General features: G+C 72.5%; 10 protein-coding genes. 6 read left to right on the top strand and 4 right to left on the bottom strand.

Annotated elements, in window-relative coordinates:
* Together IH13_RS0100570 and IH13_RS0100565 are read right to left on the bottom strand one after the other, a co-directional pair.
* On the bottom strand, positions 1 to 560 hold a 560-nt coding region (locus IH13_RS0100570; protein WP_037840623.1), incomplete at its 3' end, for a PA domain-containing protein.
* 114 nt (positions 561 to 674) lie between these two features.
* Positions 675 to 1,286, bottom strand: coding sequence for an HhH-GPD-type base excision DNA repair protein (locus tag IH13_RS0100565; protein ID WP_031080039.1), 612 nt, complete (start codon positions 1,284 to 1,286; stop codon positions 675 to 677).
* Between the two features lie 95 nt (positions 1,287 to 1,381).
* Here IH13_RS0100565 and IH13_RS0100560 point away from each other — a divergent pair, with 95 nt between their 5' ends.
* Both IH13_RS0100560 and IH13_RS0100555 read left to right on the top strand, forming a co-directional pair.
* Entirely contained in the window at positions 1,382 to 3,391 is a 2,010-nt protein-coding gene (locus tag IH13_RS0100560) for an SMI1/KNR4 family protein (RefSeq protein ID WP_051835735.1), read from the top strand.
* A gap of 182 nt (positions 3,392 to 3,573) precedes the next feature.
* Positions 3,574 to 4,446, top strand: a complete 873-nt coding sequence (locus IH13_RS0100555) for an eCIS core domain-containing protein (protein ID WP_031080036.1) — start codon at positions 3,574 to 3,576, stop codon at positions 4,444 to 4,446.
* Positions 4,447 to 4,563: 117 nt separating this feature from the next.
* Here the strand turns inward: IH13_RS0100555 and IH13_RS0100550 are convergent, their stop codons facing one another.
* Positions 4,564 to 5,829, bottom strand: a complete 1,266-nt coding sequence (locus IH13_RS0100550) for a COG1470 family protein (protein ID WP_031080034.1) — start codon at positions 5,827 to 5,829, stop codon at positions 4,564 to 4,566.
* Between the two features lie 212 nt (positions 5,830 to 6,041).
* On the opposite strand from IH13_RS0100550, the gene IH13_RS0100545 reads away from it, so the two are divergent.
* From IH13_RS0100545 to IH13_RS0100530, 4 genes are all read left to right on the top strand, one after another.
* On the top strand, positions 6,042 to 6,668 hold the full coding sequence (locus IH13_RS0100545) for a helix-turn-helix transcriptional regulator (protein ID WP_031080032.1): 627 nt from the start codon (positions 6,042 to 6,044) through the stop codon (positions 6,666 to 6,668).
* 384 nt (positions 6,669 to 7,052) lie between these two features.
* Complete coding sequence (locus IH13_RS0100540; RefSeq protein ID WP_110084957.1) at positions 7,053 to 9,083, top strand: HYR domain-containing protein; 2,031 nt, start codon at positions 7,053 to 7,055, stop codon at positions 9,081 to 9,083.
* 63 nt (positions 9,084 to 9,146) lie between these two features.
* The gene (locus tag IH13_RS0100535) at positions 9,147 to 9,947 is read left to right on the top strand and encodes a Pvc16 family protein (protein ID WP_031080028.1); all 801 of its coding nucleotides are present in this window, start codon (positions 9,147 to 9,149) and stop codon (positions 9,945 to 9,947) included.
* Complete coding sequence (locus IH13_RS0100530; RefSeq protein WP_037840621.1) at positions 9,944 to 12,064, top strand: ATP-binding protein; 2,121 nt, start codon at positions 9,944 to 9,946, stop codon at positions 12,062 to 12,064. Before IH13_RS0100535 ends, IH13_RS0100530 begins: the two co-directional genes overlap by 4 nt.
* Before the next feature lie 17 nt (positions 12,065 to 12,081).
* On the opposite strand, the gene IH13_RS39635 is transcribed toward IH13_RS0100530, so the two are convergent.
* Positions 12,082 to 13,253: cell wall protein (locus IH13_RS39635; protein ID WP_234433176.1), on the bottom strand; the 1,172-nt coding region annotated here is incomplete at its 5' end.

Here is a 13,253-nt window from a genome sequence, read left to right as displayed (position 1 = left end):
TCCGCCTGCTTCTCGGCGAAGGAGCAGCCGCCGCGCTTGATCAGCGCGATCTTGCCGGTGAAGGTCCCGGAGGCGTAGTCGGAGGCCTCGCAGCCCGCGGTGCCGTCGTCGGGGACGGCGGCGAGGGCCGCCCGCACCCCGCCCTCCGCGGTGGACTTCGTGTACGTCATCGCCTTGACGGGCACGTCCCGGGGGGCGGGTGAGTCGACGGAGAGCTTCTCGGCGAGGGTCTCGGTGTAGACGAAGTCGAAGGACTGGTAGCCGACCTTGTAACCGGCCTTCCGCAGCAGGTCGTGCACGTAGGCGGCGGAGGCGTCGTGGCCGGGTGAGCCGGCCGCCCGGTGGCCGCCCGACGCGTCGGCTATCGCCTGGAACGCCCGCAGGTGCCGGTAGGCGTCCTTCGCCGAGGCCTTGCGGACCAGCTGCCGTGACAGCTTGGCGGCGTCCTTGGCGGGATCGTGCGGGGTGTGTCCGTGGTGGGGTGACGCGCCGAGCAGGAGGGGTGCGGCCAGGGTGGTGGCGGCCACGACCGCGAGGGATCTGCGACGAGTTGCGTGCACAGGAGTCCTTCCGGAGCGGGTTCGATGCGAACGGATGTGCAGGAAGGTAGCGAGGGGACCGCTGGGGTGGAACAGGTGTGGCGGGTTGTGGCCGGTTGTGTGGCTCGTTCCCGGTCAGGTGGCCCGCCGTGAGGCCTTGGCCGCCGCTTTGATCCGCTGCTTGTGGGCCCGTACCTCGGCGAGCGATTCGGGCCCGGTGATGTCGGCCACCGACCGGTGCGAGCCCTCCTCCCCGTACGGGCCGGCCGCCTCGCGCCATCCCGGCGGACGCACCCCGAACCGCTTGCCCAGCAGCGCCAGGAAGATCTGGGCCTTCTGCGTGCCGAACCCGGGCAGCGCGTTGAGCCGTTCCAGCAGGTCGGCGCCGGTCGAGGCGTCCGCCCAGACCGCGCTCGCCTCACCGTCGTACTCCGCCACCAGGTACCGGCAGAGCTGCTGCACCCTCTTGGCCATGGCCCCCGGGTACCGGTGCAGGGCGGGCTTGGTGGTGAACAGCCCGGTGAACGCCTCCGGGTCGTACGCGGCGATCTCCCGGGCGTCCAGGTCGTCCGAACCCATGCGGCCGGCCAGGGTGTACGGGCCGGTGAACGCCCACTCCATCGGTACCTGCTGGTCCAGCAGCATGCCGATGAGGGCGGCCAGCGGACTGCGGCCGAGCAGCTCGTCCGCCTCCGGCTGCTGGGCGATCCGTACGGTGCTGTCGTTGCCCCTGCTGTTCTCGGTCATACCGTCGATGATCGCCAGGGTGGCGGGCATCGGCGAGCCCGGCGGTACCGGAGGTGTGGCCCGGCTGTCAGCGGCGGGTGCGAGGATCGGCCGTCGTGGACATCGACAACTGGAAGAGCTTCCTGGACCGTTGGAACGCGCAGTGGGTGATGGCGCAGGACCTGATCGAGCCGGAGGAGGCCGACGAGGAGGCCCTGGAGGCGGGCGGACTGCGCTTCCCGCCGGCGGACGAGCGGCGGACGGCCGCCTTGGAGGAGCGGCTGGGCATCCGGCTCCCACCGTCCTACCGTGCCTTTCTCCAGGCGTCCGACGGCTGGCGGCACGCGGGCGGCTCCGTGTACCTGCTCGGTGTCTCCGCCGAGGTGGACTGGCACCGGGACGCGATGGGTATGAAGGCCGTCTACGAGGAGCACCTGGACGAACGGTCGCAGCGGCCGGAGATCCTGGTGGCCGGGATGTGGGAGCGGGCGCTCCAGCTCGCCCTCGACTCCGACATGACCGATGTGCTGCTCGACCCGGGTGACGTCGACGAGAACGGCGAGTGGGCGGTCTACGTCTACAAGGGCTGGTCGGGGGAGTACCCCGACCGGTACGCGTCCTTCGCCGCCTTCATGCGGGCGATGCACCGGGAATTCTGCGGAGAGTACGGCCAGGACCCGCTGTTCGAGGACGAGATGACCCGGGAGCTCGACGCGTCCGTCGAGCGTGCCCGGCTCGCCTGTCTGGCGGGCCAGGACGTGGACACCCAGCTGGCCGTGCTGGCGGAGGCCCAGTCCTTCAACAGGCCCCGGGCGAAGATGATGCGCGACCAGATGGCTGCTCTCGTCGGCCCGGTCGACGCTCTCTCGGTGCCTGTGGACATGACCGATCCGCTCTACGTGCGGGAGGCGATGCCCCTCCTCGCCGTGGAACACACCCGGGGCCACCTCGCCGGGGACGACGACTGGTTCGTGCGGCGGCACGGTGAGGAGGGTCGCCGGGAGGCCGAGGCGGCGTTGGCGGCGGCCCGGGCGCGTACGTTCCGGTACGAGCCCCTGGGGCCGTTCGGGCAGGCCGTGGCCGCGGCCCGGGAACAGGCCCGCTGGGGCGACACGGACGCGGCGTGGCGGACGATCGCCGCCGCGGTGCCCGACTGGGAACCGTACGGCCCGGAGCACCTGGCGCCGTTCGGGCTGAGGGCCGACCCCGTGCTGGGGCCGCTCGTCACCCCGGAGCGCGGGCGCCACATCCTGGCCACCCCGCGCGCCGGCCACGGTGGGCGGGGAGAGGTGTCCGCCGTGCCGCCGGGGCCGGCCGGGCCGCTGGGGCTCGCGTGGACCGAGGGGGCCGGGCAGAACAGGTTCTCCTACCGCTTCGTGGCCGTCCAGGGGGTGACACCGCAGGACCTCGCGGAGCGGCTCGGCGGCGGGGAGCTGCTGGCCCCGCTCAGCGAGGGGGAGCTGTTCCGGCCGGGCTACGGCAGACCGGACGGACGAGGGGGCGGTGGGGGAGGTCCGCTCTACCGGGTGGGTTCCTGCCCGGACGTGGGCGGCGACGCGAGCGGGGGCGGGGCTGCCTGGAGCTTCGCCTACGAGTCGGACCCCGAGCCGTATCACTTCGGCCGGGTGGACGGCCCCGACGCCGCCGTGTCACCGGGCACCCGGTCGGTGTCGGTCTGGTGCGAGAGACGCCATGGCCCCTGCGAGGTGTTCCCCGACGTCTTCCACTTCTCGTACGCGGAGGACGGTCGGCAGCGGTTCCGTGCGGTGGCGCGCGGGAGCGTGGCCGAATGCACCGGTACACCTCCCGAAGGGCTCGACCCGGACCTCTTCGGGACGGCTCTCTTCGGTGGCTCACCCCCGGACGGGGCCGAGGAGACGGGGCCCGGGCTGGTGCCCGAAGCGCAGATACGGGCGCTCGACGCGATCGCCGCGGTCTTCGGCCTCGCACTGCCGTACTTCGCCCTGCGGCACGGCAGACTGCACGCGGTGCGCGGCTCCTCCTGGAACAGCCCGCCCGCACCGGGGGAGGCACGGATGGTCTTGGCCACCTCGGGGATCAGGCCGTCCGCACCGGGCGGGGCGCAGCCGATGCCCCGGGGGGACCAGCGGCGCCCGGAACGCTGACGGACGGTGGCCGCCCGTCCCGCCCTGCTACCCGAAGGGGCAGCACCGGGTGCCCCGGGCCGGTCGGGGGCGGGCTGGACAGGGCGGCCGGTCAGCCGTGAGGGTGGAGAGCCTGGACGAGGAGGCGGCCCCCGCGGTGGTTCGCGGTGCGCGCCGCCGCGGTGCGGTCAGGGGAGACGACGATGAACGCGACGGACCACGACCACGACCACGAGCAGGCCGCCGAGCGGGACCACGGTGTCCTGCGGCGCGAGAGCGCGTACGGGCTCGGGGACCACCTGCGCGGTGAGGGCCACGCGGCGCCGGGCACGGACGGCCTCCACGACGGGGCGGCGGGCAGCCGCCACCTCTTCCGGGCGGCGGCCACCGGCCGGGCGGATGTGCTCGGGACGGCCGGTATCGGCATGCTCCAGCGGACGGTCGGCAACGCCGCACTCGGCTCGGTGATCCAGCGCTCCCGGGCCGGGACGGCACCGGAGGAGGAGACCCGCTCGCCGGTCCACGACGTCGTCGGATCAGGCGGGGGTTCCCCGCTGGACACCGAGACGCGGGTGGACATGGAGAACCGGATGGGCGCGGACTTCTCCGACGTGCGCGTCCACCACGACTCCGCGGCGCACGAGTCGGCGAAGGGCGTCGGGGCGCACGCCTACACCGTGGGCAACCACGTGGTCTTCCAGCGTGACGCGTACGACCCGTCGTCACCGCAGGGCCGCACGACGCTGGCCCATGAGCTGACCCACGTGATCCAGCAGCGCGAGGGGCCGGTGGAGGGCACCGAGGCGCCCGGCGGCATCCGGGTCAGCGACCCCTCCGACCGCTTCGAGCGGGAGGCCGTGGCGAACGCGGACCGGGTGATGGCCGATCCGGCACCGGCCGCCCCGTCCGTCCCGGCGGCCGTTCCTGCCGCCGCCGCCGGCGCTCCCGCCGTGCAGCGGGAGGCCACGGAGGACGAGGACGAGGAACCGGCGGATGTGCAGGGGTCCTTCGTCCAGCGTGCGCAGGAGGAGGGGAAGGAGAAGGACCCGGAGGAGGACGAGGCCCCACCGGCCTGAGCGGGGCCGACTGGTCCTCGGCCGGTCGCGTCCGGCTGGTCCTCGGCCGGTCGTCTCCGGGTGGTTCTCGGCCGGTCGTCTCCGGGTGGTTCTCGGCCGGTCGTACCGGGGTGCTTCTCAGCCGGTCGTGTCGGGTCGCATGGTGCCGCCGAGGAACAGCGACTCCGAGCAGCGGGAGGGGGCCGGGGCGCCCACGGGCTTGCCCACCTTGCGGCAGTCGATGGTCATCGTGACCTTGCCGCCCGCCGGTACCAGGATCGGCGTCACGAAGTGGTAGTCGGAGTCACGGAAGTTCTCCAGGCCGAGGCTGAGGACCCGGGTGCCGTCGCCGGCGGAGACGACGACCGTTCCGGCGTCTCCCTGCGGATTCTGTACGACGATGTCGGTCAGCTGGAAGGTGTGGCCGCTCGGTACCTGGAGGGCGGTCCCGGTGTTCGTGCCGCCGCCCACCGCGTCCATGACCCGGACCTGTCTCTTATACACCCCCGCTCCGGCCGTGCCACCTCCGCCGGCCCCGTCCGCACCGGTGCCCGCCGGGTCGCCGGTGCCGGGCGCGGCGCTCCGGTCGGCCGCGGCGGCGGAACGTACCGCCTCGGGGGTGATCGCCTCCCGGGCGGCGGACTTCACGGCCGGGCGCAGGAGCGCGTACCAGAGACCCACCAGGGCGATCAGCAGGAGGGCCGCGATGACCAGGGCGCGGGGCAGCCAGCGCGGCAGAAGCGGGTCCTGCTGGTAGGACCCGTCCACGAGGACCGGTTCCACCGGTTCCTGGCCCTCGGCCACCTGCGGGGTGGCGGACACCTGGAAGGGGTGGGTCACCGGGGTGCCGCGCCACATCAGTCGGGCCGGCCGGGCCCACAGCTTCGCGAACTCGGCGTGACCGGGGGCGATGTGGAGCTCGGCCGTGGCGAACGTGACCCGTGCCTGCTCGGAGCCGGCCCGGGCGTCGAGCCGTACGGTGACCGGGGTGTTGCCCCGGTTGTCGACGGCGAGCTGATGGCGACCTCTCCGGGGGCCGTGTGAGGCGCGCGGGACCAGTTCGGCCGTGGTGTCGATGAACGGCGCCACCGTCACGTGGCCTTCGGGCACCTGGGTCGATCCCGGCTCGCCGGTGGGCACCACCCGGACACCGAACGGGGTCTCCCCCGCGGGCACCGTCGAGTCACGCGGCGGCCGCAGCATGAGCGACACGGTCCCGGAGTCACCGGGGTAGAGCGACAGCGCCGCCGGTTCCACCGCTGACCAGGCGGCACAGGCACCGATCACCTCGAAGCGGTATTCCTCGACGGTCCGGCCGGAGTTGCGCACCTGTAGGGGGACAGCCGTCTGCTCGCCCGGTGTGGCGCTGACGGACGTCTCGTCGAGGCTTGCCGTAAGACTCATAGGGCGGACCGTAGAGTCACCGCGGAACGTCAGGCACCGGCCCCGGAGGAATACTTTCGGGCAGATCCACTGCCCCACAACAGCATTTTAGTTTCCCCACCGGTAAACACGGGCATCTTCTGCACGCCTCACCACCAGTGGGGCGGACGAACACGGCTGCGGGGGCGAGTGTTTCGTGGGTCTTCCAGCCGTTGCCCAGGGGGAGCAATCGTATGGAACGCACCACTGTCGCTCTGCGGACACAGGACCCGATCTCCCAGGCCGGTGTGGCCAGCCAGTTGAGGGCGAGGCCGGAAATCGACCTCAGGGAATGGGGGGACGGCGATTCCCCGCCCCAAGTCGTCGTCATGGTCGTGGACGCGGTCGACGAGGGGGTCTTGCAGGCGCTGCGCAATATCCAGCGCACCAGCCGTTCCCGTACCGTCCTGGTCACCACCGACATCGACGAGCAGAAGCTGGTGAGTGCGGCGGAGTGCGGGGTCGTCGGGGTGATCCGGCGGTCCGAATCGACACCGGACCACCTGGTCCAGGTCATCGGGACGGTGGCGCGGGGTGAGGGGCACCTCCCCTCCGACCTGCTCGGACGCCTGCTCGAAGAGGTGGGCCGCCTCCAGGGGCAGGTGCTGGGGCCCCGGGGGCTGCACTTCACGGGCCTCGCGGCGCGGGAGGTGGACGTGCTGCGCCTGGTCGCCGAGGGGTACGACACCGCGGACATCGCCGTGAAACTCGCCTATTCGGAACGCACCATCAAGAACGCCCTGCATTCGGTGATGACACGGCTGCAATTGCGGAACCGCTCCCATGCGGTGGCGTACGCGATGCGGCAGGGCCTGATCTGATCTTCTCCGGAGAGATTCGATCTCCGGGCGTACGCATTGGATCTTCCGTAAGTGTGTTGATCTCCGGTGTGCGTGATTGATCTCTGCGTGCGTGAAGTGATCTTTGATGCGTGTGGGCCGATCTCCGCGTGCGTGAAATCCGATCTCCGGAGAGTGATCCATAAGTGGCCCCGGCCGTTCTTCACGGCGGAAGGCCGGTGTGCCCGAAAGGGCATCCGTGGATTCCCCGGGGAGTGACTCGCTTTCCGCTGCGCACGCCTCCTGGATGCGGGACGGTGCGGAGGGTGTTCTCGTTGCGATGTCCGGGTGCGGGGGAGACGTTCTGTGCGCAGGCTCCAGTGGGCGAAGCGGTCACGTGGGCGGACCGGAGTGGGTCGTTCGGTGATGCTCGTCCTCCTGCTGCTGGGGGCCGGGATCGCGCCCGCCTCGGGCGCGGCGAGCGAGGGGAGCTCCGTCGCCGCGATGTCCCCGCAGCCGTGGGTCACGCCGGCGGTCCTGGAGGAGGCGCTCGACCCCGGGGGTTCGACGGGTGTGGACAAGGCGGTGCTGACACCGGCCATTCCGCCCGAGCCGGACGTCGTGCTGCTGGTGGACGGTACGGGGAGCATGAGCGACCCGATCGAGAGTGTGCAGCGCAACCTTCCCGAGATCACCCGCAAGGTCCTCGACGAACAGCCGGAGTCGCGTTTCGCCGTCGCCACCTTCGGAGACCAGGAAGTCGATCCCGACGCCGGCTTCCAGGTGCTTCAGGAGCTGACGGACGACATCGACAAGGTGCAGGCCGGGGTCGACGGGCTGCGCACCGATCTCGGGGAGTACAGCCAGGGCCCGTCCGAGGACTGGATCAACGGGCTGTGGGAGATCGCCGACGGGGCGGGCGGCAAGACGGTCTTCCGCGAGGGGGCGAGCCCGGTCGTCGTGCTGATCGGTGACGCCTCCAGCCATGAACCGAGCAACGGGCACACCATCGACGAGACGATTTTCGCCCTGCAGGACAAGGGCGTCCGGGTCGTCGGCGTCGATGTGGACAGCCCTCTCGGAGACGGCCTCAACGGTGACGGGAACGCCCGCAACCCGGACTACCCGGACCAGGTCGAGAACCCGCCGACCACGCCCGGACAGGCCACCCGCATCATCGAGGCGACCGACGGGCGTCTGCTGGAGGGCATCCAGGGCGACGAGGTGGCCGCGGCCGTCATGGAGGGGTTCGAGGACCTCCCCACCTCCGTCGGCCACCGGCTCGACGACTGCGACCCCCATCTGACCGTCACCCTCGATCCGCCGGTGCGCCGGCTGACCAGCGGCGAGACCGCGCATTTCGCCGAGACGGTCGATGTGTCCGCCGACGCCCCTCAGGGCACCACGCTCACCTGTACCGTCCAGTTCCTGCTGGGCACTCAGGTGCCGGGGGCGGAGTCCGTGGGCCCGGCCGCGGCGGCCGACCCCGACTTCCAGCAGACGATCAGCATCACCGTGAACGACGTCAACGCGCCGGTGGTCACCGTCGACGACCGTATCGCCAGGGCGGAGGACGAGGACGGCGCCCGGATCAGCTACACCGCGACCGCGACGGACGCCCAGGACGGCACGCTGCCGGTCACCTGCACGCCGGCTTCGGGCTCGCTCTTCCCCGTGGGCACGACCACGGTCACCTGCTCGGCCACCGACGCGGCGGGGAACACCGGCACCGACACCGCGCTGTTCGAGGTGCTGCCCCTGCCGGAGCCACCCGATCCACCGGCTCCGCCCCCGCCCCCTCCGCCCTCGGCCGATGTGGCGGTGAAGATCGACCTCAGCCCGGACCGTACGTACGTCGGCCGCCCGGCCCAGGCCCGGGTCGTGGTCACCAACGCCGGCCCCGACCGGGCGACCGGAGTGGTCGTGGAGGCGAGCTGGCCGAAACCCGCGAAGGCATCGGACCGCACCCTCCGGGCCCTGACCCGGTGTACCCAGGCGAAGCCGTGCACGATCCCCGCGGGCGGCCGACTGGAGGTGACGCAGACGGCGACGTACCGGGCGGCGATCACCGGGAACGTACGGGCCACCGTGCGCGGTACGCAGCCCGACAGCCGGGCGGCGAACAACCGTGACACCGACCGGCTGCGCGTGCTGAAGCCTTCCCTGACCGTCACCCCGCAGGTGGCGAAACCGGGACAGCCGGTGCTGGCCCGCGGCAAGGACTATCCGCCGGGCGAGACCGTACGTTTCACGTGGAACATCGGCATCACGGGCGACCGTTCGGGCGTCCGGGTCGGCCGGGACGGCACCTTCGAGGTGCAGGTGCTGGTCCTCCGCAAGGACACCCTCGGCCCGCGCGTACTGCGGGCGCAGGCCGATGGTCTGCCCCTTCTACGGAAGTCCGTCCTGGTGGTGCAACGCCACCTCCAGCCGCCCGACTTCAAGGGCCGGGCGTGATCGGGATGCCGGCCCCGCCTGCCGGAGGAACGCTCGTTCAGTTCGCGGGAGGGACGGCCGGCCGTGATTCATGAAGTGGACGACGTACTGAGGTCCTTGATCCGGGCGGAGGCGCTGGAGGGCAGCCCCATCGCGGTCGTCTTCGACGCGCCGACGAGGGAGTGGGCGGCCAGGGTCAACGCCCCGATGGTCAACCTCTACCTCTACGACATCCGCGAGGACATGCGGCGACGCGAGCGGGGACTGCACAACGAGTACGACGAGCGGGGCGCGATCGTCGCGCGCCGCCGTCCGCCCCGCTACTTCAAGCTCTCGTATCTGATCACCGCCTGGACCAAGCGCCCGGAGGACGAACACCGGCTGCTGTCGTCGCTGCTCGGTTGTCTGCTGGAGTACGAGGCGCTGCCTCAAGCACATCTGACCGGTGCTCTTGAGGAGATCGGGGCCTCCGTGCCGATGTCGATCGCGCTGCCTCCTCCGGAGGACCGGTCGTTCGCCGATGTCTGGAGCGCGCTGGGCGGGGAGCTGAAGCCCTCGTTGGACCTGGTGGTCAGTGTGCCGGTGACCTCTTCGCCGAGGTACACGGCGGGCCCGCCGGTGGGTGATGAAGGGCTCCTGGCCCGGTTCGGCGACGTGCCGCCGCCTCCGGAACCACCCCGGCAGACGATGCCCGGGCGGGTCGGCCTGTCGGTGTACGGGGGGCACCCGGGCCGGCCGGCGCCGACCGGGGCCGGTGCGCCGGACGAGCCCGGGGGCGCCGGGACCGACGCCCCGGGTGGGCGGGCGAGGCGGCACGGTCTGTCGCTGCGGATCACGGAGAACCGGGGCGCCCCGGAGGGACGTTCGGAGGACCGCACCCCATGACGACCCTGCCGCCGACGGGTCACGGGCCCGGCTCCCCTCTCGACCCTGTGGCGGGCCAGGCCACCGGGCCCGCCCCGGGCTCCGACGTGAACCTCCGCCATCTGCTGGCCCGCGCGGTGACCGTCGAACAGCGTGTCCGCCGCGCGGTGGAGGCCCGACGGGAAGCCGATCCGGACCCGGACAACGAGTTCCGGGGGCTGTACCTCACGGAGGAGAGCGTCGCGAGGCTGCTGGACGAGGACAGCGCACGCGGCTTCCCCGAGCCAGCGCCCGACACGCCCCCGGACGGGGGCACGGGCTCCCGCCTCGCCCTGCTGGAGGCGGAGTTCGGACTCACCGCGCTGGACGTGGAGATCCTGCTCATCGCCCTCGTGCCGGATCTGGACGACCGCTTCGAGGCGTTCTACGGCTACCTCAACGACGACGTGTCCCGGCGCCGCCCCTCCATCGGCCTCGCCCTGGGCCTGTGCGGGCTGTCCCCCGCCGATCCGGTGGCGCGCGGCCGGCTCTCCGCCCGGGCCCCGCTCCGGGAGGCCGGGCTGCTCCTGGCCGAGGACCTGGACCGCCCGTTCCTGAGCCGCGCCCTCCGGGTCCCGGACCGGGTCACCGCGCATCTGCTGGGCGACGACACCCGGGACCCGCGCCTGGCCGGCCTGCTGGCGCCGTGGCAGGCGGTGCCGGGGGTGGGCGACCCGGCCCCACTGGCCCGGGTCCTTGGCCGGGGAGCTCGGCTGGCGTACCTCAGCGAGGATCAGGGCGGTGCGGGCACCGCGCTCGCCGCGTCGGCCCTCACCCGGGCCGGGCTGGGCGTGCTGGGCCTGGACCTGGCCCGCCTGACGGAGGACCCCGCGCCCGCGGAGGCGGTGCGCACCCTGGTCAGGGAGGCGCGGCTGACGGGCTCGGGCCTGGTGTGCGCGCCGCTGGAAGCGATGTCCCGGGAACACCCGCGCCTCCTCAGGCTGCTCACGGCGACCCCGGTACCGGTGGTGATGGTGGGCAGGGCTCCGTGGGACGCCTCCTGGTCCGCCGTACCGCCGCTGCTCCTGCACGCCCCGAGGGTCGGACCGGCCGCGCGTGGAGCGCTGTGGGCGGACGCGTACGGGCGTGCCGCACAGGGCCCTCCTCCGCCCGGGGTCGACCCGGGCCACCTGCTCGCGCCGTTCCTCCTCACCCCGGAGCAGGTCACCGGGGCGGCGCAGAGCGCGGCGCAGACCGCCCGCCTGGACGGCGGCGCCCTCACCCCGGACCACGTACGCCGAGGCGCCCGCGCCCAGAACGCGGCCGGCCTGGACCGTCTGGCCCGCCGCATCGAGCCCACGGTGACCTGGGACGACCTGGTCCTCCCACCCGACGCCCACGCCCAGCTCCGCGAACTGACCGCCCGCGCCCGGCACCGGGACCGGGTGCTGGGCGAGTGGGGCATGCGGCCGGGCGGCGGCCGGGGGCGCGGCGTCTCGGCGCTCTTCGCGGGGGACTCCGGCACGGGCAAGACCATGTCCGCCGAGGTGATCGCGGCCGACCTGGGGCTGGACCTCTACACGGTCGACCTGGCGACGGTCATCGACAAGTACGTGGGCGAGACGGAGAAGAACCTGGAGCGCATCTTCACCGAGGCGGCGGGGGTGAACGGTGTCCTCCTCTTCGACGAGGCCGACGCCATCTTCGGCAAGCGCTCGGACGTGAAGGACGCCCACGACCGGTACGCCAACGTCGAGAGCGCCTACCTTCTCCAGCGCATGGAGTCCTTCGACGGCCTGGCCATCCTCGCCACCAACCTCCGCGCCAACCTCGACGACGCCTTCACCCGCCGCCTGGACCTGGTCATCGACTTCCCGGTCCCGGACGTGGAACAGCGGCTGGTGCTGTGGGAACGCTGCCTGGGGCCGCTGCTGCCGAGGGGCGCGGACCTGGACCTGGCGTTCTGCGCGGAGAACTTCGAGCTGGCGGGCGGCAACATCCGCTCGATCGCGGTGACGGCGGCGTACCTGGCGGCGGACACGGGCGGCGCGGTGACGATGGCGTCGCTGATCCACGCGATCCAGCGGGAGTACCAGAAGCTGGGGCGGCTGATGCTGGCCTCGGAGTTCGGGCCGTATCTGGAGCTGGTGCAGGGGTGAGCGCATCTGCACCCGGTTCAGGCGCACGGCCGCCCACCCTGCCCGGCCTGCCTGACTGCCAGGTGCGGTCCGCCGAACGCCTGGAGGAGGGCCTGGTCGACGAGGCGGCTGGTGTACAGGCGCCGGGTGTCGCGTTCGCCGAGGTGTGCGAGGGCGGTGAGGACCAGGCCGGGGTCCGTGACCGCGGCCGAACGGAGCTGGACGATCTCGGCGGGTGCCAGGGCGTCGATGCCGAGGCCGATGTCCGAGGCGTCGGTGGCGTCGGTGGTCCTGACCGTTGCCGCTTCTCGTATGCGGGTGACGGCTCGGGTGAACGCCTCCGACGGGCCGGTCGGCGGGTGCCCTGCCGTGGACGCTTCCCGCTCGGCGCGGCGTGCCAGCTGGGCTGTGATGTACGCGGCGGGGCACTTCGGCCGCCAGTCCAGCCACCACGAGTGGAGCTCCGCCGCGATGTCGTGCGCGTCAAGGCCACGGTCGAGCAGCGGACGCAGCGCGTACGCGAGGCGGCGCAACCCTTCGTGCTGGGTCCAGGCGACGCGTGGGCGTACCTGCCGGGCGACCGCGATGTCGCGGGCGACCTGGAGCGGATTCCGTCGCGCCGGGCGGTTGCCACGGGTGCGGCCTGCTCGGGGAGTTGAGGCGGTTGCGGATCCCGCGCGCGGACGCGGGGTGTAGTTGGACCACCCACTCGTCTCAGCTGTACGTACGGGGTGGTGGGGCCCAGGAGAATGGGGTGCACGGTCACGCGAACCCTCCTGTCCCGCAGGAGAGTTGTCCACAGGCGGACTGTCCCCGGTGCGGTCGTCCGTACCCACGGCCTCTGCCGCGCGAACCCGGCCTTCGGCCGTCATCCCGACGACCCGCGCTCCGTACCCGACGCCGCTCAGACGGTGGCCCACGGCCTCGTCGTACGCGGCGGGGATCACCGCGGCGTAGATCGTCGCCGTCCCCGCGTACCGGCGCCCGGGTATCCGGAGGTTCCGCTTCGTACCGTGCCGCTTCCACACCAGCGCGCCCAGCTCGCGCAGGACCCGGACGTGCCGTTTCACCGTCGCCGTCGACACCCCGCACCGGGCGGCGGTGCCCTCTATGTCGTACAGCACGAACCCCAGCTCGTAGTCCATCCGCGCAGCGAGGTCCCGAGCGACGGCGAGCGTCGTCGCACAGGTTCGTGGATGCAGACCGGCTG

Origin of the sequence: Streptomyces sp. NRRL WC-3549, from assembly GCF_000721935.1 — a bacterium.
Taxonomy (GTDB): domain Bacteria; phylum Actinomycetota; class Actinomycetes; order Streptomycetales; family Streptomycetaceae; genus Streptomyces.
This window is presented reverse-complemented; position numbering and strand designations above follow the sequence as displayed.